Genomic DNA, 24,621 nt, shown 5'->3' with positions numbered 1-24,621 from the left:
GCCCCTTCCCCTAGGACTCCGTGCCTCACGACACCACCGACGGCGACGTCTACGTCTCCCCACGCCATCTGGCCCGCGCTACCGCGGTCAGTGATCCCGGCCTCGACCCGCTGCGCGACCTCGGCTGGGATCTGCACCACGACCACCTCGGCAACGCCTACCTCACGGCCCCCGACGGCAAGGTCCGCCTCGGCTACCTCCCCGAAGGCGATGACGACGGACTGTGGCGCGTCACCGCCTACCAGGACGCCTTCGGCCCACCGGCATGGGGCGTCTGTTTCAACGACGCCGCGCCCACGGAGTTCGTCACCGCCTTCACCAACGCCCTTGCCGAGGCGTACCGGCAGGGCCCGGACCACTACCTTGCCCGCCCGCTCGCCGGAAGCGCCGACCGTGATCCGTTTCTGGCCGTCGACCCGCTCATCAACCATGGCTGGCAGCTCGACCGCCCGCACCTGAGTACCTTCGCCATCACCTCACCCGACGGGCTCGCCACGCTGGAGTACACCATCGGCGACCTCGACCCGGCGATCGAACTGGAGACCCGCGACGCGCGCTGGCACCTGTGGGCCGGCACCTCCTCCGCCCGGCCCTTCTGGTACGCCACGGCCAGCACCGACACCCCCGCCCCCCTTCTGCGGGCCGTGACCGAAACCCTGGCCGACCCCGCACCCCTGCCTCGATGGCGGCACGACAGCTACAGCTACGTCAAAGGCCACGCCCAGCTCTCCCCTATCCTCCCGCCGAGTCCGCCATCGCCCACCCCGCTCGACGTCCGGCGGGCCGCCGCGTCCCGCCGCCCGGCCGCGCTTCCCGCCGCCAGCGTCCCGCGCTGGAGCACCACGAGCCGACCTGCCCTACCCGGCCCGCGCCGCTGACGCCAGCCCAACTCCTACCGGAGACCATCGTGTCCCTGCAGGCCACCGAGTTCTTCACCGAGCTGTGCCTCCCCTTCCACCATCACGCCGTCGTGGGCAACACCTACTACGCCGCCCCAGCCCCGGGCACGCCGCTACGGCTGCGGATCGACTTCACCCCCACCATCCGCGCGGACACCTACGGCGGGTTGCGTGTCGCAGTCGTCCACCCGGACCGCGGCGAGACAGACGCGGTGGCGCTCAGCTTCGTCGACCACGGAACCTTCCACCGCCGCGACGAAGCCAACCACACCCGTCCGAACACCAACCAGTACGGCACCTTCGACACCTACCACCGCCCAGGCCGTCCGCCGTGGGACGGGGCCGTCACCAGCGGGCTGCGCGATGCCATCGAGCAGTACACGGCCGTCTGGTTCCCCGGAGCGTGGGCAGCCTCCATGTCCAAGAAGGCGGCCGGCCGCATACCGCGCAGCACTCCGGCCCCGTCAGTAGCCCCCGCAGGGCCGCCCCGCACCCACTGACCCCGACCGATCAAGGAGTCTTCTTCCACGTGCACGCACGTCTCGTCCGATCCGTTGCCGCCGCCGTCGCCGCGGTCGGCGCCCTCACCTGAGCACCGGCCGCGAGCGCCGAGCCCTCCGAACCGAGCCCCTCGGCCTCAGCCGCCCCCGCCGAGACTCCGGCCCCGGACGCGGGCGGCGTCGAGATCACCACCAAAGACACGGACGGGCACGCCCTGCCCGGCGCCGCGTTCCTGCTGATCGACTCCGCTGGCCAGGAAACCGAACACGGGAAGACCGACGTCCAGGGAAACCTGACCTTCGCCGACCTCGCGCCCGGCGTCTACCGGCTCAAGGAGACAGCCTCCGGCAGCCCGCTCCACGAGGTCGTCGCCGACCAGGACGTCATCGTCACCCCGGGCGCGACCACACTGCTGACGATCACCGACCCGTACAGGGCCGCCAAGATCCTCCTGCAGGCCAAGGACGACAAGACCGGCAAGCTCCTGCCCGGCGCGACCGTGAACATCGGTATCGGCACCTCGACACTGCTCACCCTGACCACGGGAGCCGAGGGCACGGCCGCCGGAGAACTGCCCATGTCGAGCCGGAAGGCCCAGTTCTGGGTCAAGGAGGTCAAAGCCCCTGTCGGCTACGTCCTGTTCAAGACGACCAAGACGTTCACTGCGGCTCCCGGTGACCCGGTGACCGTGACCGTAACCAACGCCAAGACCACCACCTCCAAGCCCGAACCCTCGGGCAAGTCCACGCACGCGCCCAACTCTGGTACGGGAAGGGCCACGCCGCTCGCGTCGGGCAGCGACACACCGGAACCTGCTTCCTCCGCCATCGGAGCCACCCCGGTCGGCGACTCCACACCGAGGACGCCGACGGGCTCCCTCGCCCCCACCGGCGCCGACGCCACACCTTGGCTGATCGCCGGAGTGGCCATTCGGATCGCGGCAGGCGGAGGCGCCCTCGCCGTGACACGCCGGAGCCGCACCGAAAGCCGCACAACAGACTCCACCGGGAGCGGACCGCACCCACCCTTCTTCACTGCGCGGAGCCCCCGCAGCCCCAGATGGACCGCTGTTAGCGACTGCCAACAGCATCCTCCTGGGTGCGGGGGCATCGGTGCGTGCTTGGGGTGCTGGCGATCGGCTCTTGGACTTGGCACCAGTTGGTGATCAACGCCCTCCAGGTAGAGGGCGAAGAACCCACGGACTTCGGCTCGTTCCTCGACGCCGACGGCACCCTCTACCTTTGCGGCAAGGACTCGGAGGTGAACAGTGTCGCGCCGCTCACCACCGCGATGGCTGAAGACCTTCTCGAACGCGCGGAGGCGCGCGCCCCCGCTGCCCCGGCCGAGCGGCTCGACCCCGCCTTCCTCGCCGCCCTGGACGAGGCGCCGAACTATCTGGGAGTGGTGAGCGCCAGGCGTAGATCTGCCCCGGCAGTAGGCGGGTGCAGCCGGCCGCTTTGAGGCGTGGTAGCAGGCCGGAGCAGTGCTCCGGCGCGGCGGTGGGCCTGCCGTTGAGGGGGTTCACCGCTTTGTGCAGTGTGGTCCTCGGGTCGAGCGGGGGCTGCGGGCGGCCGGGGGTGCAGCCTGCGGCTGTGTCAGGCAATGAGCATGGAGTCGCCGAAGTAGTTGAAGCGGTAGCCACGGGGGATGAGTTCGTTGCGGTAGGTGTCGAGGAGGAAGTCCCGGCCGGTGAGTGCGGCGACCAGGATCAGCTCGGAGGAGCGCGGCTCGTGGAGGTTGGTCAGGAATGCGTCGCATGCGCGGAACCGGTGTCCGGGCATGATGCGTAGGCTCGTCGAGCCTGAGCCCGGCTGTGTCCGGCCGTCGGGTCCGGTCACGGTTTCCAGAGCTCGCAGGGCGCTGGTGCCGACCACGAGGATCCGTCCGCCGCTCGCGCGCCGGTCGTTGATCAGGTCGGCGGCGTGTTCAGAGATTCTGTAGCGCTCGGCCGGCGGGAAGTCGAACTCGTCCGAGAGCCTCGTCCCGTCGACGAGGTCCTCGGCTGCCAGGTCTCCGGCGCCCCCCTGTGCGATCAGGTTCCGGAGCATCCGGGTGACCTCACGGCGGGTGCGGGCGGCGAGGAAGTGGGTGACTTCTGCGACGGATACCGCCCGCTCACGCAGCAGGTCCAGGAGGGCAGGGGTGAAATGGCGTCCGGCGGCCGGGTTTCCGACCGCGCCGGGGACCGAGGCGTAGGTGTTCTGGTAGTACTCCGGGTCGGCCGGGGCCTGTTTGAGGTAGGGCGAGTACGCCGGCTCGGCCAGCGCGTACAGGGTTGCCGGATCGCAGGGGTCGAGCGCGATCCGCCACCGCCCCGCAGCCGTCTCGTCCAGCAGCTGCCCTGTGACCTGGAGGCCGGCTCCCAGGACGAAGCGGGCACCAGGCCGGCACGCCGCCTGGGGTGCTACCAGGCAGTGCCATGTTCCCTCCCCTTGCGGTGAGTGGATGCTGACGGCGACCGCCCTTCCCTCCTCGTCCACACCGGGCAGCAGGCTCGGCACGAACCGGGCGTTGTTCACCACCAGGACATCACCGGCGCCCACGTACTCCACGATGTCGGTGAACACCCGGTGCTCGACCCGGCCGCCGGAGCGGTGAAGGACCGCCAGACGCGCATCGCTCCGTTTGCCGCCGCGTGCCTCCTGCGGTTCCTGTGCGAGCAACTCCACCGGGAGGTCGAACGCGTAGTCCTCACGGTCGGGTACTTCAGCGACCACAACAGCCCTCCGGTCCCCATCCACGTTCGCACGGGGTGCTCCCGTCCCAGGAACCGGACAAGAGGCCCCGGACAGGAAAGCTGTCCGCCACCCGCACCCGTCACACACCCACAGCATCCGCATCCGGCGAAGCCAGCCAGGTAACGGCGGCAACTGCACCACCGCGCGCGAGGATCCGGCGGTGCGGCTCTCTCTGCGTCTTCGGTGAGCGTGCGTGGGGCTTCGTCAACGGCGCTCCCGCGTGGGTTGTATCCCGCCCATGTACCCGGTAGCCCGATCCAGCTCCCGCCTCGGTATCCGTGAGTTCGTTTCCTCGGATACCGACGCAGTCCGAAGGCAACCGGGCACTTGTCGTTCGACTCCCGTTCCGGCAGGCCGCTGGCAAGACCGGACCGGCCAGACCGCGGTGCTGCGGTCTCACCGGGCTTCGCTCGAAGGGCGGAGGGCGATCCGGCAGGAGCGTCCGGTGTCTCGAACGCGAAGGAGAGACTGATTTTTCATCTATGACGATCGATTTTCAGCCGATTGCATGGTCTGGAGGGGAAGATGTTTCCGATTCAGTCTTGCCTGCCGGACCCGTCGTGCACGATGAGCGCCGTCATCCTCACCATGCGCAAGGAGGGATCATGGGTCAGGAGTCGGCGGCCGCGGCGGGTTCCGGCAACCTGCCGAAGTCGAGCCGCCGCGTGCGGTATATCTAGGACGAGATCGTCCCGTCCGCGCCTCGAATGGTGCTGGGGAGTGCCCTGTGCGCCCGCCGTATGAAAATCGGCCTCAAGCAGGAGGAGGTCGCGCGCCTTCTGGGGGCCTCCGTCTCCAAGGTGAGCCGTATCGAGACCGGGCAGCACCAGTTCAAGGAGCACGACCTCGCACGGTTCTTCGCCATCTACCAGGTCACCGACCCACTGGAGCGGGACCAGCTGCGAGAACTGGCGCAGGTGGCCAATGAACAGCCGTGGTGGCAGCCGTGGTCGGGAGTGGCCCAGAAGCACCTCCAGGCGGTTGTGAGCTTCGAGGACATGGCCCAGAGGATCAAGGTGTACGAACCACTGCAGGTGCCGGGCCTGCTGCAGACGGAAGCCTACGCGCGTGCGTTGATCGCGGACAGCAGCGCCGAGACACACCAGCGCGAGGCGCTGGTCGGCCTGAGGATGGAGCGCCAGCTGCGCTTCCGGTCGGCGGCGGAGGACAAGAAACTCATCTGCGTCCTCGACGAGGCCTCTCTCAGGCGCCGGTACGGGAACCCGCGGATCATGTACCAGCAACTGGAGCATCTGATCGATCTGGCAGGCAGCCCGCGCTACCTGATCCGGATCGCGGAGCAGGACCGCTACAACCTGCCCGTCCATCTCAACTCCAGCACCATATGGGAGTTCGCCGCCCGGATCCTCCCTGATATCGCGTACGCGGAGGTCTTCGACGGCGGGATGATCTTCCAGGACGAGGAACAGGTCGACAAGCGCAAGAAGGCGTTCGACCGCCTGCGGGGAGCGTCTCTGTCCCCCCAGGGTTCGGTGCGCCGCCTCAAGGACCTGCTGAGCTCGGGCTACTACCGCTGACCCTGGCCGCAGCTCTCCTCGCTCCCTACGGCTTGCGGCCGACTCCGGCGTAGAGGGAGACCTGGCCGTCCGTCACCGGCCCGCTCTCCCAACCCGGTTCGGGGCGCCAGCGGTGCGCGGCCACCAGCCCGGGGTCAACCAGTTCCAGTTGCCCGAAGAAGCGCAGCACATCTGTGTAGGAGCGCACCTGGGTGAAGGTTCTGCGCTGCCTGTATGTGGCGGTGATGGCTTGCCATGCTTCCGGCTCGTAGTCGCCGGTGCTGTGCGTCAGGCTCAGAAAGGAGCCCGGGGCCAGTGGCTCCAGCAGCCCGCTGACGATCCCGTACGGATCTTGGCCGTCGGGGACGAAGTGCAGCAGCGCATGCAGGCTCAGCGCCACCGGCCTGCTGAAGTCGACGGCGCCGGTCGCCTCGATCGCCGTCAGCATGCTGTCGGGCCGTGTCGCGTCGGCCTCGATGTAGCAGGTCCGGCCCTCGGGCGTTCCGTCCATGAGTTCGTCGGCGTAGACGCGGACGATCGGATCGTTGTCCGTGTAAATGACCGCGGCCTGCGGTGTGACTTCCTGGACGACCTGGTGGAGGTTGGGCGCGGTGGGGATACCGGTGCCCACGTCGATAAACTGGGTGATCCCCTGGCGGGCCAGGTAGCGCGCGGCCCGGTGCATGTAGGCGCGGTTGGCGCGGGCCCCCACTTCGATGGCGGGGAAGACCTGGATGACGGCCTGCGCCGCCTCACGGTCCACCGCGTAGTTCGTCTTCCCGCCGAGGTAGTAGTCGTACATGCGGGCGCTGTGCGGTCTGTCCTGCCCTAAGTCCGCCTCTGAACCGCTGGCCGGCCCGGACGCAGGCTGATTCCCCACGTTCTCCCCTTCATCGTGGTCCGCACACCGCGCGCGCATGCGCCGCATTGACCTCATCACTACGCGCAGGCACGTCGTGCTGTCCAGTACGGAAATACGGACTGTCCGTTCACCCGTGTCCGGCCGCAGCGGCCGGGCAATCGCGCCGACCGGACCTCGGGCCGGTCCATCACTCCGCACACTCATTCCGGAGATTGCAGGAGCAACTCGTACCGGATCCCTTCGGTGCGCCCCTCTCAACAGCCTCCCTTCACCAGGGCCGTCACCAAGGCTGCGGCAGCATCCGGCGAGACACACACCACACCGCCCTGGGGCACCTTGGAGTCACGGAAGAGAACCTGGTCCCGGCACGGCCGCGCGACCTCGACGCACGCCCCGTCGGGATTGCTGTGGGAACTCTTCCGCCAATCCTGAAATTCTACTCGCCTAGCAGGAATGAACTCGACCTGGGCATATGCCAGAGTCTCCATCTGTGAACCCCCGACGTCCCTGAACCCTGAGCTCTGCGAATGCAATTGCATCCGCATGTCACCAGGAGGATCGCCGCTCTGGAGCCGCCTATGCAAGGGAGGAAGGAATTTGTCTCAATCAGGTTGCTCCTGCGGCCTCGCCCAGCCGCCGCGCACCTGCAGCCGCCCCGGGCCGCCGCGTTCGCACACCATTTCGCCCGCGCAACACCACAGCGAAGGAAGAGGACGCTCGCGCACCACCGAGGCTCACTCGGTCACGTCGGGCTTCCGCCTCTCAGGACCTGCCTCGCGCAACACGTCCCCGCGACGCGCAGCGCGACAGTACCGCACGACCCGCGGGACCGATTTCCAAGCCGGGACGGCGCCAGAGGGCGACTGTGCGAAGAGCGGCGGCTGTCCGTTCCACGGACCTCGGCTGTCCCTGCTCGGGTCAGCCAGCCCGCGCGGGGAGACCAGGCGAGCCTCGGAGCGTGAGGTCTCGGTGGACGATTGCGTTCCCGCCCGGCCTGAAGGCCGGGCGGGAACGACGATGCCGCCCCCAAAAAGCTCGGCACGGGAGCGGGCCCTTCCGGATAGAAGGCCGACACCAAAGGTGTCCGAGGTCCATTGACGCGGGTCAGTAGTGCAATTGCAAGGGAAACCGGGAACTTCTCACCACACGCGCACCAAGTCGTTCGAGTCCGCGCCCCGGCGGCCTTTCCGCGCCCCGGAGCGACATTCCGCAGATCCAATTGTTCCGCGATTACTTGATCACGTGGCGTGACAACTGGGCTGCCCGCCATGCTGGTTGACCTCCCCAGCGGAACGGATCGGCACCCGTCCGCCGGGGATCCCGAAATGCCCCATCCGGATAAGCCGTGCAGACGTTCGAGGCCGCACGCCAAAAGGAATAGTGAATGACGCGTACACAGACTTTGATCATCGCCGCGACGGCCACGGTGTTCGCCTGGAGCACCGTCATGGCGGTGCTGGGCCATCTCAGCGCCGTCGCCACGCTTGCCCCGGCCCTCGCGGTCGCCGTCCAGCAGATCGTCAGCGCTGGCCGGTCCCAGACGGAGCCGCCGGCTCCCGGAGTCCCCGCCGCAGTAGTCGGGGGCAAGGAGGGGTGCGGCTCGTGACGATGCCCACGGAACCACCGGCACCGCCCCCTGTCCCGGCATCCCTGCGGCCCGGCCGCAAGCTCGGCCCGATCGTGGAGAGCGCGGGCAGTGCCCATCGGGCCTGGCTGGAGCCGGTGCGCTCCAAGTACCTCGGAAGTGGGCTGACCCTCAATGAACTCAGCCTGCGGATAAGGCTGTCGAAGTCGAAGCTCTCCGAACTGCTACGTGGGACCGGCCTCTATCCCCGCTGGGAGATTATCCTCAGCCTGTCTGTCGAGCTGAACATGCCCCAGTGGCCGCTGCACCGGCTCTGGCGGCAAGCGGCCGTCGAGGCACACAAGAGCCGAGAGTGGATCAACCGCTGCATCCGGAGAACCGCCACCGCCTCGCACGACGAACCGCCCCTGCCTCACCGCGCCTTCAGAGAACTGGTCGAAGGCGACTACACCCTGTACGCGCAGGTCTTCCTCGAAGACCCCCAGCGCGACAGCGCCGTCTCCGACACGTTCGACATCCTCTGGCTGTGGTGGAAGGACGCACTGGCCAGCGCCGACACCAGGCGCTTCGCCTGGAGGGTGCTGCGCGCCACGGTCATGGCCAGAACGCCGCACTTTGACGGCTGGCCTGAGTTCGGGATCGCGGCCTTCGACACCGTGGTCCTGCACAGACTTACCGAGCCAGGCGAACTGATGAACCAGGTGGCGGAGAGCCTGGAGCTGTTCAAAGCGATGAGCAGGCTGCCCGACAACCAACTCGACGTCATGGTGCTGCGCCACCAGTGCGGATTCTCGGTGGACAGGGTCTCCGCCCTGCTCGGCGTCCCACCGGCCACCGTGAGGTCCGACGAGCGCCACGCCGTCCACTATCTCGAGAGCGTCATCCCTCCTCCCCCCGAGGCCGAAAGGAACCCTGCATGACCTACATCGAAGAGATGCTCTCCAGAGCGCTGCTCGTGCGGGAACGTACGGTGCCCCGCGACATTGTTCCGCCGTCCTCGCACCGCCGACCTGCTAGCCCCGCAGACACCAAGGCAGCCAGAGACAGCCCGTCCGCCGAGGCCGCCGAGAACCTTCGCGTCCTGTGCGAGACCCTCATCACCCACATGCCCGCCGCCAGCGCCGCCGAGTTCGTCACCGCCCAGGTGCCCGAGCCCCGCAGCGCCCTGGTTCTCGCGTGTGTACTGCAGCTGACGGAAACGGACGACGGAGCACGCTACTGGTGGCAGTACGCCGCTGGCGCCGGCCAGCCCGTCGCCGCTTACTGCCTCTACCTGCACCACCTGGCTCTGGGAGAACAGGACGCCGCCGCCTGGTGGCACCACCAGACCGATGACGTCGAGCCCCCGCCCGACGTGCCCGCGCGCCTGCACCCGACCAAAACCCAGCCCACCTGCACCTGGACCAGGCAAGAAGCAGAAGCCTCGGCCACCGCGATCCTGAGGACCGTGCTCTCCCTGACCAGACACACCGCGCGGCCCCGCCCTGCGGCGGTCACACAGCTCATGAGCTACGTCCCCCTCGCGGTCGCCGCCGGCTACCTGCGCCAGCCCGAGATCGAACTACCGCTTCCGGGAGCGGAGTTCGCCTGCCGGATCCGGACACTGCTCGCCAGCGCCTCCCACGCACCGTGCACCCGCGGGGGCATCTGCGACCACCAAGAACTCTGCCCCAGCCCGACCTGCTCAGCGAACCCCGCCACCGACAGCCCCGCAGCGGCCCCTTCCCCTCTCGGACGGACCCCTACATAGCTCTCCCGAAAGGCCCTCTACCAGCGCAGACAAGCCTCCCCGCGCTCCTTCACGGATCAGACGCCCGGCGGACGTGGGGGTGCGCGGGCGCACCCCCACCCCTCAGGGCCGGTGACCGCCGACTCGCCGGCCCGACCGCCCGGGAGCCGACCGCGCCTCCAGGCCGACCTGCCCGCGCTGATCGAGCAGGGCGACAAGACGGAGCGGAGGCTGAACTGGCTGCTGCGCGGCTGCCTGGCGGATGCGATCCGCGACCGCGCCCTGCTGCCCATGTGGTTCGTGACCGTGCTCGGTCCCGTCCCGCCGGCGCACAAGACGCAGGAGTGGATGGACCATGCCACCCAGGTCCTGGTCTACCGGGTCACCTACGGGATCACCGACCAGGCCGTCGCGCTCGGTGTGGCGCCCGATGAGTACGTGCCGCGCCGCACCGAGTGGCACCGTGAACTCACCAAGGACCTACGCCGCTGGTAGCCCGCGTGGGCCCGACGGCCCGGCGACCGGCACCCTCCTGGCGGAGTCCCGGGTGCCCCTCATTGTCAAGGGCGACTGCTCAGCCGGGCCAAATGCGGATACAAGCCAACTCGTGCATGCTGCATTCACTTTCTGGATCTTGGTGCCTAGTGTGGCGGGCGTTTGCTGCAGCTGCCATTCGCGGCTGCTCCACTACCCCCTCGAAGGGACACTTTTGAGACCCGGCCTCAGAACGACTCTGGTAGCCCTGACCCTTGCCCTGCTCCCCGCACAAGCCGTGGCCGCAGCGCCACATGCTCAGACCGACAGTACATTCGAGCAGCCCTCCGTCGGAGCTGGGGAACTGCCGGATCCGGCGCCGCAGAAGGCGGAGCGGCCTGCGGCCCGACTGGCGGAAACAGCGGAGAGCTCGTGCACCAGTGTCCGTGCGAACCTCAACACTCTCCGGGCCGCAGGAGAGGAGACGGTAGCGTGCAACGAGTCCGCTCCCGCAATCAAACCCTCAGTTCCTGCTGCTTCCGAGCCCGCGGTCTCCGCTCGCGCCGCCCGAGAACCAGTGGACATGCCCGAATGGTGCTACACGAGTTCCGAAGGGGACGGCACCTGGTACTTCAATCGGGCTCGCGCGTGCGCCATCGCTACCCTGGTCGTCAACGTCATCAATGTGCCGACCGGTGAGCTATCGGGTCAGATCCTGTACCAGACCAACGAATACGTCTACACCAATCCCGAGTTGGGTACGTGGGGGCATCAGCTGGCCATCCGTCTGGTCACCCAGTGGGGAGCGACCGCTGGTACCACGGTCGAGGGCGACGCTACATGCGAGGGAACCTGCTCGCTTTCTGCCAGCGACGTCGACTTCCCCAGTCAGGCTCTCAGCCAGAGCAGCCTGCCGTACGGGGATGCGCTTCCCGCGACTACGGCGACCACGGCCGGCGCTGTGGGCGAGGCCAAGACGTCGATGTACTGGGAGTTCAAAAACACGCAGTGGGCGAAGCAGCCCGGCTTGAACCGTTCTCAGGTGCCCACGCCGATCCGCTGCGACAACAACACAAAGGGCGTGTCGAAGGTCGGCTGCGTCTTCAAGGACTACGTGCCGACCAACGTCGTCAGCCTCAGCGGTCTTTACCCCAATTACGCTCGCCACATCAAGGAAGCTCAAGAATCGGGGCTGCCCGGCGCGTACCCAGACGGTCAGCCGCTGACTCGGCAGACGGACAGCGCGGAAGCTACCACGAACCGCCGCACAGCCTGCCCTCAGGCGTCGAACGGCGGCTATCCGAGGCCCACGGGGTACAGCTGCGACGAGTACCCCTTCGCCTCCACTCATGAAGGAGCCGCCAGCAACAAGGACCTCGGTCGCGCCTTCAGCTGGTGCCAGATCAGCGCACTCACCAGCCGTACCGGGCCCGGCTGGAGCGCCTGCATGATCCCTGCTACCGAGAACACGGCAGCCGGACGAGATGATCTGCGTCCCTTCTACAACGCAAACCGCGTCCTCGAAGAGGATGAGTTCTATGTGTGGATCGTCGACTAACGGTCCTCACTAGCATGGTCGTATGACGAAGCCAGCATCTACCCCAGCGTCCGGCACGGTGCGAGTGGACTACCACACATTCGAACTGACGGACTCGCATCAGAGCGTACCTATGGGGTTCACCCCGCAAAACGGACTGGTCTTCTCTCAACCAGGGCAGGTCGCGATCTGCACCGGTATCAGCATGGGGTGGGTCAACGTCAGCGTCCAAGCACGTCGGCATCCACCGTCGCAGGTGGATGCCGACGACTGGGAAGAGGTCGTCGACCACACCGTAGCCATCACGACCGGGTCCCTTCGCGTCACCAGCACCATGGACGATGCCCCGGACCTGCCGCCGCTGACCGAGCACGGCCCAGGAACCTACCGCCTTCGTGTGCATGCACGAGGGCGCGACACCGACCCGGACGGCGCACCCGAAGACGCTGTCGAGGACTACCTTCTCGTCGCTTGGCCGGCCGAGGCCCAGCCGGACCAGATTCACAAGCAGACAGATCACTACGGTGCCGAGCTGCGAGCCGCTCCGAGTGTTCCAGCGCCTCCGCAGCCTGCTGCCACCGCCGAAGACGCCGCAGATCAGCGTCTTTTCGAACGGCTCAACCGCCGCCGCAACAAGTAGCCCTCCGGCCGGTACGCGGGAGCGCCAGGAGCCGGTGCGCGGGGAGGCGGGGCCGGACGACTTCAACGGCACCATCATCGAGACCGGCACCGACTCCTACCGCCTCGTCAGCACCCGAGCACGATCTGAGACGCCCGCCAAGGCCAGCTGACATCCTCCCGCCACTGCCCAAGAAAACGTGCGAGGCGTTCGGGAAGCATCGGCGAGGATGGCCGCTATGACCCACGTGATCGAAGCCCCCCATGCCGACGACGCCGTGTTTTAGGGCCTCTGCAGTTGAGGGTCTGGCTGCAGACGTATCCGCGGCCTGGACGCGTGGGTGGAGAAGAAGTGGTGGGGTTTCCAGGTCCATATGAACAAGGAGACCGCCGCGCAGGTCGTGGAGGTCGAGGAGCTGATCGCCGACATCGTCGACGCCGCGGTCTCCAAGCTGGGCAAGGTCATCGCCTTCTGTCTCAAGCTCCATGCTCTGGCGATCACGGCGGTGAACACCGGTGAGTGGGGGGAAGTGCAGGTCGCCGTGGATCGCCCCGAGCTGGCTCATCCCCACCCCGCGCAGCGGCGCGTCCCCTGGCCATCCTCGTCACAGCATGTCAGGCGGGCGATGCACCGGCCTTCGAGACTGCGATGGTCGGCATTCGCGTTCCGCGGAGCGGATGCGGGGTGAGCCCAGGCCGGCGCTCGCAGACCGCGCCAGCCTGCACGGCTAGGGGCCTGACACCGGCACCCGTATGGAGTGCGGGTGTCGGTGTCAGGCGCATGACGGGTGAGCGGGACGGTCCTCCCCGGCAAGACGACTGGGTCCGTTATCAACAGACAGCAGTTCGCCTGGGGCAGACAGGAAAGATCTCGGGAAGACTGGCCAATGGGCGCGAGGGCATGTCAACGTAGACGACCTTGCAAGAAACGCCAGGTCAGAGAGGTGATTGCCCGTGACCGTAGCCGCTGCGGGCCCCAGTTTCTCCACCACCATCGAAGCCCTGCGACCGCGAGAGTGGCAGCTCGGCCCCGGTCAGCCGACTCTGGTCATGGACCAGTTCTCCGCCGAGGACTTCCACCTGATCATCGATGATCGCGCTGATGTGCACGTCAGCTCCAAGGACGGTCGGTTCTATCTCGGCTGGTTTCCGCTCGGCCGCCTCGGCACGGATGGCGAGGGGTGGAAGATCGCGGTCACTGGAACGGCCAGTGTCCGTGGTTACCACATGTCGTTTGATATCGAGACACCAGCCGACATCGTCGCCACCACCGTAGCCAGTGTGCTGGAGACCTCACGCCGCCTGTGACAGCGCGGACACCGACACGATGCCCGCCCTGTGAGCGCTGGCAGTACCGATGGCCCGCCCGTTCCACTGCCCGTTCCCCCCGAACCCCAGGAGGCTGTCCGTGACGTCCCCGGAGATGACCGTCGGCGATCTCATCGACCTGTTGGCCAGCTGCGACCCGAGTGCTCCGGTCCGCCAGGCCATGAACCCCTTCGTCCCGATGGCGCACCGCGTGGCGCAGGTACTGCAGTCGGTCGATGAGACCGGCCAGACCGTCGTCTACCTCGCCGAAGGGGCGGACCCAGACGCACAGCTTGGCCACCTTCCGCCGGAGGTTGCCATCGCCCTGACGTGGCAGGGGCCCGTCCAGGCGCCCCCGCGCCGTCCCCGCCGCCGCGCCGGCGGCAACTAGCCCACACCGAGCCCTTGGAGGCGCCCCTGTACCCCAACCCTCCGCACAACCCGCGCGGCGTCCAACCCGCGTTCTGGGTCGGCCCCCGATACTTGGCTGGTGACGATGGACGCCTCTACGACGCCGTCGCTGACACGCTCGCTGGCCTGGGCTGGACGAGCCTGACGATAGTCCGCGGACGACGCGAGCCGGACGAGGCACCGGAGGACCGCCAGGTCCTGCGCAGCACCGTTTTGCACATCAGCCCCGACGCCTTGCGCTGGGCCCAGTGGGGCCTGGCGGATGAGCCGTTTCACCTGGGCGAGCTGCCGATCGCCTGGCAGATCTCCGCCCGAGCCGAGGCGGGTAGCCCGCTCGCGCAGTGGTCGGCCTACTTCACCCGTGACGTCCCGGGCGAGGCGGTGGTCGACTTCCTCGTCGCGCTCGACGCAAGCGGCCAGCCTGCTGTGCCGCTCGCCGGATCCGAGCTGGTCCTTGACGCTGTCGCCGCCCACGGATGGTTCCGAGACATCGACCAGCCCCAGGCGGCGGCGACGGACCCGACGTGCACTTCGCACATCAGCCTCGGCGAGGTCCCACCCCTCATCCAGGACGCCGACCCGCGGGCGCTGTCCGCCGAGAGCGACGAGACGGGACCGGTCGGATGGCAGGCGTGGGCCGAGCCCGCCCTCGGGGCGCCCTGTCTGTGGGCGGCATCGTTCGCCGCCAGCGTTCCGCACGATCTCGTCGCCGCATTCGCCGCCTCCCTCAGCTCGACCGCACCGGTCCTGCGGCGGGTACTGCCCGAGGCCACCAGGGAACGCCTCCTGCGCGCGCCGGCCAACTAACGGCCCGCGTAACGCACTTGATGATCGCAGTCCGGCACCCCCCCGATCGGAGGGGTGCCGGACTTTCTGATTTCTCGGGTGAAGGGGCCGTTCGGTCTTCGATGCTCACCGTGCTCTACGTCCAGCTCGATCAGGTCCGAGCCCGGCACCAGAGCAAGCCGCTCGCGCCGCTCAACGCGTCAGCCAGTAACGCACTGCTGCCCCCGACCTGTGACGTCGGAGGCAGCAGCGTGACGTGCACGCAGGTCAGCTCGCCGTGGCTTTGGTGAGGGCCTTGCCAAGGTGGCGGTCGACGAGGGCCGGGGAGCCGGAGACGACCAGCAGCAGGTTGCCGTCGCGGATCGCGGTCTGCTTGACCACGGTGCTCCGTCCTCCGGCGATGAATGTCAGGAGCTGGCTCCACTGCTCGTCACCGCCGACGTGGGGCGCAGGCAGCTTCTGCGAGGTCACGTCGAGCGGGGCGCCGCCCGCGCCGACCTGATAGGTCGGGCAGTCGGTCATGGCATCGAAGATCCGGGCGATGCCGGCGGAGAGCTTCTTCACGCTGTCGCTGTACAGCTCCTCGGAGATTTCCGAGGAGCTGCCGCCGTAGGTGAAACCCGCCTCCGCCTTGTGTGGGAAGGCGAGCGTGCCGCCAGTCGCCGCGTCGCCGCCCAACTCGCTCAGTGCCGGGCAGCCGATGACGGTGACGTCGTCGTGCTGGGCCGGACGTTCCGGCTTGGGAAGGTAGCCGCTGCCGAGGTCGCTCTCATCGAGCAGGCGGGACTCAAGCGCGGCTGCGGAGAGCGCAGCCGAGGAGGCGGTCTGGTACTTGGTGCCGGTGGAGCAGGCAGGCACGGTGAGGAGGGCGGCGGTGATGCCGAGGGCGGTGGTGGCGACGCGAACGCGCATGGCGGAACTGACCCCTTGGTGCTAGGTGACGGGTGGTCAGTGCGGGCCCGCAGGCCCGGTGGGGTCGTAGGAGTGGTGGTCAGTGTCCGAGGTGGCGCAGGCAGTCCTCGAACGTGGCGTGCGTCGCGTCCGCCGGCCCGGAGTGCCGGTTGTACCAGGCGGTGTCGATGCGAGTCTCCCGCTGCTGATGGCCGGCCCGGCAGCGGAGCCAGATCTCACCGCGGGTGGAGAGGATGAGCCAGCCCCGGTACGCGCCGCACCCGGCACAGGCGACCATCTCGCCGTCGAGAACGAGGGGCTGCGCCCAGGGCATCATCTTGCCTTCGACCTGGTCGTGACTCGGCACGCGCAGTTCCGGCGGAAGGAAGTCGTCCACGACGGCGGTCGGCTCGGCGGGCTCCGGCTCAGGCGCCGCCACTCCGAAGCCGGGCGGTACCTGGCCCTGCAGTTGCGCGTGCAGTTCGGCGAACTGCCTCTGAGCTTCGCTCGGCTCCTTGGCCCGGCGGCGTATCCGGTGAAACACCCTGGCGGCCTCCTCTACCTCGTCATCTCGTCCTGCGCGCTTCATGATCGTGCCCCACGCCCCCGGTGGTTTCAATTCACAAAATCCACAGCCACCTCCGGCCAGGTCAGCAGGGGTACTCGGCTTCTCGGGCGTATTTCGATACAGCGCGGCGGCGTTGCCTCGGTGTGCCCGATCACACGTCGTTGTACCGGTATCCGGCGACCTACCGGGTCTGGCGCGGGGTCTCTTCTCCGCTGCGTCGCCTGCCGGGTGTGGAGGGCCTAGTGGTCGTCCCGCGCGTCGTGGACCGGTTCCCTGCGGTGCTGTTCTCGGGTAGCTGGGAGGCATCGGCGGGCAGGTCGGCGGTCCGTCGCAGCCGCCACACGAGCACGTCGCTGACGGAGTCCGCGGTGCCCAGTTCGTGCTGAGTGGCAACGTCGGACAGGAGAGCGGCCGGGTCGTGGCCGGAGGCTTCGGCTTCCGTGATGGTTGCAGCCAGGGCGTACCAGCCGGGTTCGGCGAGGATCTGCTCGGCCAGCTCCGGCAGCGCCTCGCGCAGCAGCACCGTCTGTCGCTGGAGCATCGGCCGGCTCAGACGTCGGCCGCGCTGGTAGAGCACACCGAGCGGCTGGGCGGCGGCGGCCTGGTAGGCGGTGCGAAGGTGCTCGGCGGCGCGGGCGGCGGCCTCGGCCTGCTGGGCGTGCCCCTTCCTGGCATGCCAGTGCGCGGCGGCGGTGATAAGGAAGAACAGCATGTCGATCGCCATCGCCGTGGTGGCGCCGTCCTCACCGCGGCCGAGAGCTGGGCCGCCCTGGACGACGTCGCGGGCGGCCTGCCGCAGGGCTCGATCGTGCCCTCGTACGGCGCGGATGTGAGAGCGCGAAGCCCGTTCGAAAGCCGTTGCGGCGTCGCATAGTTCGCGGCGGGTGTGGGCGGCGGACGTCTTCGCGAGGGCGTCCAGGACCTCGCCGGCCGAGGCGATGTGGGCGGCGGAGACCGCGTCGTCGCCGTGCTTGATGACGAGCATAGCCTGCCACACGGCCGATGCCGTCCCGCGGCGCGCGGCGGCCGGACTGCCCGGCCCTGTACGGATCGCGTTCTTATGGGCAGCTGGAACGTCCTGGGCCTCACCGGTCCAGCGCTCGCGGATGCGGGGCAGCGACAGGTCGGGGGCCAGGCGGACGCCGGGATAGAACACCGGCTCGCCGTCCTTGTTCAGGTCGTCGGGCAGAGCGACCTTGTATCCGAGGAGGTCGCCGGAGGGCGCGGTGCGTTTGCGGATCAGGAGGCCGGCGGCGGCGAGCCGGTCGAAGACCTCCTCGTCGCCCCTCGCGCCGGCCACCGCCCGTCGTACGGTTTCGCGCAGCTCCTCGCGAGCGGTGCGCTCGCGGCCCTGGCGTTCGGCCTTGTGACGTTCGGCGCTGGTGGGCCGCTTCGCTGCGGTGCCGTCACCCTTGTTGAGGCGCCGCAATCCCAGCTCCGCTTCGAGGACTCGGGCTTGCGCCTGAACACGCATGGCGTCGTTGTCGAGATCAGGCTTGTAGCCGTCTTCACGGACGAGGGTGGCGACGATATGGATGTGGTCGTCAGCGTGCCGCACAGCAGCCCACCGGCAGCCCGCTCCAGCCTCGGGGTCGTCGATCCCTGCAGCGGCGACCATCCGGCGGGCCACGTCTCCCCATTCCTCATCCGACAGGATCCGGTCCTCGGCGCTATTGCGTACGGATAGATGCCACACATGCTTCTTCGGGCGTTGCGACGGGTCAATGTTCTCGACGGGCTGGTCTAGGAGCCGCTGTAGCTGTTTGAGGGTCGCGGTGGAGTCGCGGCCGGGGTCGGGGGCGTTGTGGTCCCAGGAGGCGACGAGGTGGGGATCGGTGTGCTCCTCGAACTTGCCCGGTCCGTAGAGGTAGTAGAGGAGGCCGATGGTGCGCTGGCCGCGCTTTTGGATCCTGGGGATCATGGAGGTGAGGCCGGTCCTAGTCGTGGTGGAGGAGTCGGTCGGTGGCGTGCTGGACGCGCTGGATGGCGCGGTCGGTGGCCGCGATGACCACGTCGAGTTCGCTCGGGTGTGCTCCGGCGTTGACCGCTCGGGCGATCTGGTTCAGGTTGTTGCCGATGTGGCCGAGGTGTCGACGGGCGGCGAAGAACTCGGCGATCACCTCCCGCTCGTCGGCAACGGCACTAGCGGTTCGTTCGAGGTCACGAGCAGCAGAGAGCGCAGCACGGGCGAGGAAGCCGGCGAGGGTGAGACCAGCGGCCTTCGCGCCTGCGGTCACGAGGATGAGTTCGTCGTCACTGAAGCGGGTGTTGCGGACGTGCGGACGTTGGCGACGTTGGTACTTGCGGCGGCGCGTGCGAGGCTGCTCACGTTCGTCCTGTGTCCCCTCTGGCAGCGATCCGCCCTCGGTCGCAGCCTCCTCGTCTGGCGTCCCCCGGCGCCGGACGAGCCCTGGCCCCCCAGGGGCGGGGGAGCCCTTGGATACTCCGCTCAAGGCGGAGTATCCAAGGGGATAACTTGCTCGCCCTTCCGAGACCGAGTTGGACTCAAGATCAGGTTCCGGGGTGGTGCCGTCCTTGGGTGCGTGCGTCATCGGGATTCGGGCCTCGTAGAACGGGTGCGTTGCTGGATCGATGCGGCCAGCACGAGGACATCGGCTGGGCTGGCGAGGACGCGGACCGGTTTGTTGGGACGGTCCTGCACGAGCCACTGCCCGGTCGGCGTGCAGACGACGGCGTGGAGGAGTTGTCGGCGGACTAGGACGTCCGCCCAGGCATCGGCTTCGGCGGTGGTGGGCCCGGAGAATCGAGGGGGACGAGGAATCACGGCGGTACCTCCTAAGCGGGGAGGTGGCCCGGCTTGAGCCGGGCCACCTCTACCGTTACGGGCCTTGAGCTGGGGTTTGCCGGTTCAACCGCACTCGGGGCAGCGCCCGACGTGACTGTTGAGCGCGCGGGCCATCCGCTGTTTCGCCGAGGCAGCTTGCTTCGCACTGGACTTCGCCGCCGGCCTACCCGCATGCCGTTCGGAGTGAGCGAGCATGAACCCGATCTCCCGCTCGTACTCCGCGCGGACCGTCTTGAACTGGTGGCAGGTCTTCATCGGGCGGTGCTCCTCGTCGTTGTGATGTCTCCGTTCCGCAACTCCTGGAGGACCAGGCCGAGTCGGTCGTTACCGACACCCGCCAAGCCCTGGCGGCGGATGATTTCGCGCAGTTGCACTCGGGTGATCGCGCCGTTGCCGTCCCGTTCGAGCAGAGCGGGAACATGGGGGCGCACCTCACGGACAAGCTGGCGCTCGGATTCGCCCAGCTCGCGTGCCTGGCGCTCCGTCTGCGGAGAGCGGGACCGGACACGCTTGTCCTTGTTCTTCGTCCGGGACGTCCTGGTCGGCTTCCGTCGAAGCGGGACCTTGTGTTCTCGGTCCTGGGTGGGGTCGGTCCCGGACTGTGGGGTGGTCGGTCCTCGGTCCTGGGTGGGGTCGGTCCCGGACCGTGGGGCGGTCGGTCCCCGATGAGCCGGATCCTGAGCTGCTGCCTCTCGCGTGTTGTGGTCGGCCCTCATGGCCGCTGCGTCCCGCGCTGCGGCTTCCGGTCCGGCAAGTTCGGTCCCTGGGAGCGGACCGGCTTCAGAGGGCTTGGTCCCTGAGGCCGTCCCTGTTGCGTCGCCCTTGGTCCTTACGCCGACCTCGGCTGGCGGGTACGCCTCCTCGGGGACCGGTCCCCGAGGAGCCCTCGGTCCTCGGTCCCGGACCGGCTCGTCGGAACCGCCGAGACCGGGGACGGGGACCGGCGCATTCGTTGTCGGCCGGGCGGGGACCGTGGCCGCCGATGTGCTGCTGTGCGTCGGGGACCAGGGAGAAGGGAGCGGGATCGTGGCGAGCGCCAGCGCGTGTCGCCGAGCGGCGAGCTGGTCGAGCAGTTGCGCCCGCTGGAGAGGGTCGGTGCCGACCGAAGCTCGGCCGACCGCCTTCGACAGGCGTCGCGTCAGCCGCCGGCCGCGACGACTCCGCTGCTGCTTGGGTGTGCGCTCGGCGAGGCGGGCGGCGAGGGCGACCGCACGGGCGGTGGCCCGGTCCCGGGTGATCTGCGCGGCGTCACGGTCCCGCGCGGCGATGCCCAGGCGGGACAGCAGCCGCTCGCGTGCCTCCCGGCCGAGGACGGCGATCAGCCCGTGCGAGGCTGCCCCCGGGGTGCGCAGGCGCAGTTCGATGCCCATGGCCAGGTGCCACAGCATCGCGGCCATGACCGGTCCGACGAAGGCGCGGACCGTGCCGCCGATGGGGCCGCTCTCCGCGTAGGCGGGGATCACCTGCACCGTGGTGATCACCCAGACCAGAGTACCCGGCAGGCCGGGAGCGCCCTGGACGGCAAGGTTCTGTCGTGCCATCAGCGCGGTAGCGAACAGGGCGAATTCGGCGGCTGCGAACATGCCGGCACGCTCGGCAGTGCCGGCCATGTCGAGGTAGTCGGCGGCAAAGCGCCAGCTGGTGTCGGCGCTGTAGGCGGTGCAGCCCAGGGCGGCGACGGCGGCGACCTTGACTGCTGGGCCGCCGAGACGTTCCTGCGAGCGGGTCCCTCGGCGCCGGATCGCCCAGGCGGTCAGCACGAGCGCGAGGGCGGCGGGCACGACGGCGACGAGGAGAGGGAGGTCCGAAGGAGCACCGAAGGCGAGGGCAGGGTGGGTCATGCTGCCTTTCCGAGAGGGGCCTGCGTCGGGGTCGACGCCGCCGGACGGCCTGTCGGCTGCTGAGTGCCGGGAACTGCGGGCGCGGGGGTGCCGTTAGCCTTGGAGGGCTTCTTCCGCTTCTTCTTGGAGCGGGGCACGCCGTAGGTACGGTCGCGATCGAAGACCTTGTTGGCCGCTTGCCGGAGCAGGTCGCGGGCGTGCTTGTGGCTGATCTGCAGGGCAGCGGCGAGCCGGTCGGGCTGCCAGCCCCGGACGTAGGCGTGGTCGATGGCAACCTGCCGCTCGGCTTCCGTCAGGTGAACGTCGCGTCCGTGGAAGAAGGCGGTCACACGCCGGTAGTCCAGGCGCCGGTGCAGGTTGTCGTGAAGCGGGCGCCGCTCGGTTTCGGTGAGCCCGCCCCAGACGCCCTCCTTGAGGACGTTTTCCAGGGCGAAGTCGAGGCACGCGCGGCGTACGGGGCACCAGCTGCACAGCTCCTTCGCCTCCGTGATCTCCTCGTGATCCCTGGGCCCGGGGAAGAACACGGCGTCGGCGTCCTCGACGTCCATGCCGTGGCACGCTCCGCGGGTGTGCCAGCTGGTGTCTCCGATGGCGCGCAGGCCGGTGGCCGGCGCGTCGTGGGTGGTGATGTGGCGCAAGGCGAGTCTCCGATGTGCTGCCGTACCTGTCGGCCAGCACGGTGCTCGGCGGGTGCGGCGTCGGGTGACGGCTGCGGCGCGTGGGCGCGCGCCGCAGCCGCTGCGGGGGTGGTGATGTTGCGGCGGTGCAGCGGACGGGATGCACTCGCCGGGGGCGCCGGTCAGGCCACTGCGGGCTGCTGGGCGGTGGCGAGGTCGAGGCGGCCAGGGTGCGGAGTGGCGCGCGGCGTGATGGCGCGTACCCCGTCGTTGGGGCCGATCCGGCGGCGCCGGCATGGCTCCCCGACCGGGGCCAGGCACCATTCGCAGCGCACGCTCAGGGCATCGGGCAGCCCTTGCGCGACGGCGGCTTCGCGTCGCGCCCGGGCGGGCCGAAAGGGTGCGAGGGCGGCTCGGGCGGCGGGCGGTATGCAGGAGCCGATCTGGTCCAGCCGAGCCTGCAGCCTCGGGTTGATGCGCTCCCGGCTGTTGACGATGGCCCGGGCTTGCGCGGGCTGCGCTGTGCCGGCGGCGACGGCGCGTCGGGTGCCGACCAGCTCTGCGGTCCATGCGGCTTGGTCGTCCGGGTCCGCGGACGGTGTGGGGTCGGAGTGGAGGGCCAGGCGAGTGCGTCGGTAGCTCTCCCAGGGGCGGACCACGTCCGCGGGCTGGATCTGATACGGCGAGGCGCGGTAGTGCTGGCGGGCGGCGGCGAGGGCGCCCCAGCCGTGCGGGGTGGCCATTGGTACGTCGCCGAGCAGCTCGTGCCACTGGGCGAGCTGGTCGCGGGCCTCGCCCTGGTCGGTGCGAATGCTGCGGGGATCGAGTCGGCCGATGTAGGCCAGCAGGGCGGCGATTTCGCGGCGGTCCACGGTCAGCCCTCCGTTCCGGTCGGCTCATCGAGGGCGGCGAGAAGGGCGGCGGTGTGGCTCTCCGCCCGCGTCATCCCGCTCGACGAGGCGGTGTTCCTGCCGGGCACGGCATAGAGGTCCGGGCGGCTGGGAGCGTGCTCCCGGGCGATCCAGGAGCGCCAGTCGGCAGCCCAGGCGTCCGCCGCTCTCGGAGCATGGCCAGCTCGATGTGCACGCCACTTCGCGTCGGCGGTCCGCAGGCCCTGCTCACCGAGGCGATCGAGGTGCCCCTGCTGGCGGGCCCAGATGTGGGTGGCGGAGTCGACCTGCCACTCGGCAGCCGAGAGGACGGCAGCACCACCACTGCTGTACCTCCGGTTCAAATCAGGTTCACTACGGTTCTGTGTGCCGGTAGCCGGTATGTCCCTGTGCCGGTGGCCGGTACGTCGCTGTGCCGGTTTCCGTCGCGGCCTGCCGGTTTCCGGTACTGCCGGTTTCCGGACCCTCGCGGGGGATTCCGGCACCTCACGCCGGCGGATTCCATACCGCCGCAGCGCCGACAGCCGGAGCTTCGCAGGACCGTCGGCCTCGTCCGGCACCGCCGTGTCCTCTTCCTCTTCGCGCTGCTTTCGCAGCGCCTGTGCGACCGCCTCGGCGGCGAGCGGCAGGCGATAAACCGTGCTGCGCTGCGGGCCCACCAGGTCGTCGAGCTGTTCCAGCTCGCCGGCCAGGAGCAAGCGCTCGACTGCCTCGCGCACCGTGGAGACCGAGGCGCGCGTGCGCTTGGCCAGGCTGGACAGCGAGGCCCAGGAGATGCATTGATCGTCTGCCACCCGGTCGGCGATCGACAGCAGGACCAGTCGCGCCGCTCCCCGGCTGGTGCTGTGCTCCCATACCCACTCGCGCGCTTCCCCGCTCATATGCGGCTACCGCTCATGGCGCGAAGCTCATGGTTCGCCTTGAAGCTGATGTTGTGTTCCGGGACGGGACACAAGGGCGCCTCGCCGAAGAGGGGAGCCGGACAGGCCGGATCGGGCCTTTTGCGCAGGGGGGAGCGCATGCAAGAATCTCCTTTTGGTTGCCGCGCTGAGACGTCCCGCGGAAGGGATCAGCGTGGTGATGGTGTGCGGTCGCCGCCCTTGCAGGGGTGGTCTGCCGCTTAGCGCTCGGCGTCCGGGAGTTGCCGCTCTCGGGCGCCGCCGCTGTTCGCACATTTACTCGCCCTGGTCCGTGCTTGTTCCTCCCCTCCCTTGTCGCCGGAGTGCTGCCTGCGACGACGAACATACGCACGCGCTCTCGTCAAGGTCCAGACTTGGTTCTAGAACTCTGTAGAGGTCGCGGCAGTGGTCGAGCTCGCGGCAGAGTGAGCGGACGGTGGGGACTGCCACAGGCCCCGCCGTCATCGCTCAACACTTTGGTGATGTTGCGAACTGGAACTTACGCCAGAGTGATCCCTTCCTGTCAACACCAAAGTGGTCCACGCTGCCTCTGGGTGCGGCTCGTCTACACTTTAGTGTTGTACCTGTGGCAGGTGAGTGGGAGGAGGTGGTCGCCGTGGAGCCTGAGGAGTCGGCGGCGGTGTCGCCCGGTGCGGTCGGCGCCAAACAGCTATCGCTGCCCGAGAAGCTCAACCATCTCTTCGAGACGGTGAAGAATCCGGCGACGGGGAAGCGGTACACGAACGCGGAGGCCGCCCGGGCGATCCGCGAGGACGCCGAAGGTGGTGGGGTCACGGTCTCTGAGAGTGCCCTCTCGCAGCTGAGGTCCGGTGTCAAGCCCAATCCGACCGTACGCACCGTCGAGGCCATCGCGCGCCTTTTCCATGTCGCGCCGAGCTACTTCTTCCCGGACTTCGACGACGCGGAAGCGGAGAGGGTCCGCGCCTCCGTAGAGCTGCTTGCGGCCGTGGGCGACACCGGAGTGCGCGGTCTCGCGCTTCGCGCCAACGGACTGTCGGCCGACAGTCTGAAAATGATCACCGATGTGATCAACGGAGCCCGCCGTCTGGAGGGGCTCGACTAGCCGGGCGAGTGATGTGACTCCCATCACTCCACCGGTGGATTCGGCTGGTATGCCTCCAAG

Annotated in this window: 27 protein-coding genes and 2 pseudogenes; 17 read left to right on the top strand and 12 right to left on the bottom strand. The window is 68.8% G+C overall.

What is annotated here, in order from left to right; translation table 11 throughout:
• Window positions 1–20 precede the first annotated feature (20 nt).
• From DDJ31_RS13610 to DDJ31_RS13595, 4 genes and pseudogenes are all read left to right on the top strand, one after another.
• Window positions 21–878, top strand: a complete 858-nt coding sequence (locus DDJ31_RS13610; protein ID WP_127180014.1) for a DUF317 domain-containing protein — start codon at window positions 21–23, stop codon at window positions 876–878.
• 29 nt (window positions 879–907) lie between these two features.
• Window positions 908–1,399 (top strand): hypothetical protein, encoded by a 492-nt coding sequence (locus DDJ31_RS13605; protein WP_127180015.1) that lies wholly within the window; start codon window positions 908–910, stop codon window positions 1,397–1,399.
• A 29-nt stretch (window positions 1,400–1,428) separates the two neighbouring features.
• A pseudogene (locus tag DDJ31_RS13600) lies at window positions 1,429–2,412 on the top strand (SpaA isopeptide-forming pilin-related protein); the annotation flags it as partial.
• 149 nt (window positions 2,413–2,561) lie between these two features.
• The gene (locus DDJ31_RS13595; RefSeq protein WP_206280689.1) at window positions 2,562–2,861 is read left to right on the top strand and encodes a hypothetical protein; all 300 of its coding nucleotides are present in this window, start codon (window positions 2,562–2,564) and stop codon (window positions 2,859–2,861) included.
• A 134-nt stretch (window positions 2,862–2,995) separates the two neighbouring features.
• On the opposite strand, the gene DDJ31_RS13590 is transcribed toward DDJ31_RS13595, so the two are convergent.
• On the bottom strand, window positions 2,996–4,117 hold the full coding sequence (locus DDJ31_RS13590; protein WP_164784971.1) for an S-adenosylmethionine:tRNA ribosyltransferase-isomerase: 1,122 nt from the start codon (window positions 4,115–4,117) through the stop codon (window positions 2,996–2,998).
• Between the two features lie 728 nt (window positions 4,118–4,845).
• Between DDJ31_RS13590 and DDJ31_RS13585 the strand changes: the two genes are divergently transcribed.
• Window positions 4,846–5,676 carry a helix-turn-helix domain-containing protein gene (locus DDJ31_RS13585; protein WP_276319314.1) on the top strand — a complete coding sequence of 277 codons (831 nt, stop codon included), beginning with the start codon at window positions 4,846–4,848 and terminating at the stop codon, window positions 5,674–5,676.
• Window positions 5,677–5,701: 25 nt separating this feature from the next.
• Here DDJ31_RS13585 and DDJ31_RS13580 read toward each other — a convergent pair whose 3' ends face one another.
• Entirely contained in the window at window positions 5,702–6,574 is an 873-nt protein-coding gene (locus DDJ31_RS13580; RefSeq protein ID WP_127182815.1) for an SAM-dependent methyltransferase, read from the bottom strand.
• Window positions 6,575–6,771: 197 nt separating this feature from the next.
• Window positions 6,772–7,005, bottom strand: coding sequence for a DUF397 domain-containing protein (locus DDJ31_RS13575; protein WP_127180017.1), 234 nt, complete (start codon window positions 7,003–7,005; stop codon window positions 6,772–6,774).
• An 896-nt stretch (window positions 7,006–7,901) separates the two neighbouring features.
• Here DDJ31_RS13575 and DDJ31_RS13570 point away from each other — a divergent pair.
• From DDJ31_RS13570 to DDJ31_RS13520, 11 genes and pseudogenes are all read left to right on the top strand, one after another.
• Complete coding sequence (locus tag DDJ31_RS13570; RefSeq protein ID WP_127180018.1) at window positions 7,902–8,123, top strand: hypothetical protein; 222 nt, start codon at window positions 7,902–7,904, stop codon at window positions 8,121–8,123.
• 2 nt (window positions 8,124–8,125) lie between these two features.
• Complete coding sequence (locus tag DDJ31_RS13565) at window positions 8,126–9,022, top strand: sigma-70 family RNA polymerase sigma factor (RefSeq protein ID WP_240678433.1); 897 nt, start codon at window positions 8,126–8,128, stop codon at window positions 9,020–9,022.
• A complete protein-coding gene (locus tag DDJ31_RS13560) occupies window positions 9,019–9,852 on the top strand; it encodes a hypothetical protein (protein ID WP_127180020.1) in 834 nt (277 codons plus the stop codon). Before DDJ31_RS13565 ends, DDJ31_RS13560 begins: the two co-directional genes overlap by 4 nt.
• A gap of 111 nt (window positions 9,853–9,963) precedes the next feature.
• Window positions 9,964–10,326: a hypothetical protein gene (locus DDJ31_RS39115; protein WP_240678218.1), complete on the top strand. Its 363-nt coding sequence runs from the start codon at window positions 9,964–9,966 to the stop codon at window positions 10,324–10,326.
• 562 nt (window positions 10,327–10,888) lie between these two features.
• Window positions 10,889–11,863: a NucA/NucB deoxyribonuclease domain-containing protein gene (locus DDJ31_RS13550; protein WP_240678434.1), complete on the top strand. Its 975-nt coding sequence runs from the start codon at window positions 10,889–10,891 to the stop codon at window positions 11,861–11,863.
• 22 nt (window positions 11,864–11,885) lie between these two features.
• Entirely contained in the window at window positions 11,886–12,482 is a 597-nt protein-coding gene (locus DDJ31_RS13545; RefSeq protein ID WP_127180022.1) for a hypothetical protein, read from the top strand.
• 61 nt (window positions 12,483–12,543) lie between these two features.
• Window positions 12,544–12,633 (top strand): annotated as a pseudogene (locus DDJ31_RS13540) (IS21-like element helper ATPase IstB); the annotation flags it as partial.
• A 168-nt stretch (window positions 12,634–12,801) separates the two neighbouring features.
• A complete protein-coding gene (locus DDJ31_RS40025) occupies window positions 12,802–13,149 on the top strand; it encodes a hypothetical protein (RefSeq protein ID WP_164784972.1) in 348 nt (115 codons plus the stop codon).
• A 265-nt stretch (window positions 13,150–13,414) separates the two neighbouring features.
• A complete protein-coding gene (locus DDJ31_RS13530; RefSeq protein WP_127180024.1) occupies window positions 13,415–13,768 on the top strand; it encodes a DUF317 domain-containing protein in 354 nt (117 codons plus the stop codon).
• A 100-nt stretch (window positions 13,769–13,868) separates the two neighbouring features.
• The gene (locus DDJ31_RS13525) at window positions 13,869–14,159 is read left to right on the top strand and encodes a hypothetical protein (RefSeq protein ID WP_127180025.1); all 291 of its coding nucleotides are present in this window, start codon (window positions 13,869–13,871) and stop codon (window positions 14,157–14,159) included.
• A 14-nt stretch (window positions 14,160–14,173) separates the two neighbouring features.
• Window positions 14,174–14,986: a DUF317 domain-containing protein gene (locus tag DDJ31_RS13520; RefSeq protein ID WP_127180026.1), complete on the top strand. Its 813-nt coding sequence runs from the start codon at window positions 14,174–14,176 to the stop codon at window positions 14,984–14,986.
• Window positions 14,987–15,232: 246 nt separating this feature from the next.
• Here the strand turns inward: DDJ31_RS13520 and DDJ31_RS13515 are convergent, their stop codons facing one another.
• The 9 genes from DDJ31_RS13515 to DDJ31_RS13480 form a co-directional block, all read right to left on the bottom strand.
• Window positions 15,233–15,877 (bottom strand): hypothetical protein, encoded by a 645-nt coding sequence (locus DDJ31_RS13515; protein WP_127180027.1) that lies wholly within the window; start codon window positions 15,875–15,877, stop codon window positions 15,233–15,235.
• Between the two features lie 79 nt (window positions 15,878–15,956).
• The gene (locus DDJ31_RS13510; RefSeq protein ID WP_164784973.1) at window positions 15,957–16,400 is read right to left on the bottom strand and encodes a hypothetical protein; all 444 of its coding nucleotides are present in this window, start codon (window positions 16,398–16,400) and stop codon (window positions 15,957–15,959) included.
• A 205-nt stretch (window positions 16,401–16,605) separates the two neighbouring features.
• Window positions 16,606–18,345, bottom strand: a complete 1,740-nt coding sequence (locus tag DDJ31_RS13505; protein WP_127180029.1) for a relaxase/mobilization nuclease domain-containing protein — start codon at window positions 18,343–18,345, stop codon at window positions 16,606–16,608.
• Between the two features lie 16 nt (window positions 18,346–18,361).
• The gene (locus DDJ31_RS40020; RefSeq protein ID WP_431028126.1) at window positions 18,362–18,976 is read right to left on the bottom strand and encodes a MobC family plasmid mobilization relaxosome protein; all 615 of its coding nucleotides are present in this window, start codon (window positions 18,974–18,976) and stop codon (window positions 18,362–18,364) included.
• A 317-nt stretch (window positions 18,977–19,293) separates the two neighbouring features.
• Window positions 19,294–19,485 carry a hypothetical protein gene (locus tag DDJ31_RS39100; RefSeq protein WP_007491133.1) on the bottom strand — a complete coding sequence of 64 codons (192 nt, stop codon included), beginning with the start codon at window positions 19,483–19,485 and terminating at the stop codon, window positions 19,294–19,296.
• The gene (locus tag DDJ31_RS13495) at window positions 19,482–21,071 is read right to left on the bottom strand and encodes a hypothetical protein (protein ID WP_127180032.1); all 1,590 of its coding nucleotides are present in this window, start codon (window positions 21,069–21,071) and stop codon (window positions 19,482–19,484) included. Before DDJ31_RS13495 ends, DDJ31_RS39100 begins: the two co-directional genes overlap by 4 nt.
• Window positions 21,068–21,709, bottom strand: coding sequence for a WhiB family transcriptional regulator (locus DDJ31_RS13490; RefSeq protein WP_127180033.1), 642 nt, complete (start codon window positions 21,707–21,709; stop codon window positions 21,068–21,070). The genes DDJ31_RS13495 and DDJ31_RS13490 overlap by 4 nt, the downstream gene beginning before the upstream one ends.
• 161 nt (window positions 21,710–21,870) lie before the next feature.
• Window positions 21,871–22,560 carry a zinc finger domain-containing protein gene (locus DDJ31_RS13485; protein WP_127180034.1) on the bottom strand — a complete coding sequence of 230 codons (690 nt, stop codon included), beginning with the start codon at window positions 22,558–22,560 and terminating at the stop codon, window positions 21,871–21,873.
• A gap of 2 nt (window positions 22,561–22,562) precedes the next feature.
• Entirely contained in the window at window positions 22,563–23,459 is an 897-nt protein-coding gene (locus tag DDJ31_RS13480; protein ID WP_127180035.1) for a helix-turn-helix domain-containing protein, read from the bottom strand.
• Window positions 23,460–24,063: 604 nt separating this feature from the next.
• Here DDJ31_RS13480 and DDJ31_RS13475 point away from each other — a divergent pair.
• Window positions 24,064–24,561 carry a transcriptional regulator gene (locus DDJ31_RS13475; RefSeq protein ID WP_240678220.1) on the top strand — a complete coding sequence of 166 codons (498 nt, stop codon included), beginning with the start codon at window positions 24,064–24,066 and terminating at the stop codon, window positions 24,559–24,561.
• Window positions 24,562–24,621: the final 60 nt, after the last annotated feature.

This window comes from Streptomyces griseoviridis (assembly GCF_005222485.1).
GTDB lineage: Bacteria > Actinomycetota > Actinomycetes > Streptomycetales > Streptomycetaceae > Streptomyces > Streptomyces hintoniae.
Note: the sequence above shows the minus strand (reverse complement) of the source record. Positions and strands in the feature narration are given on the sequence as shown.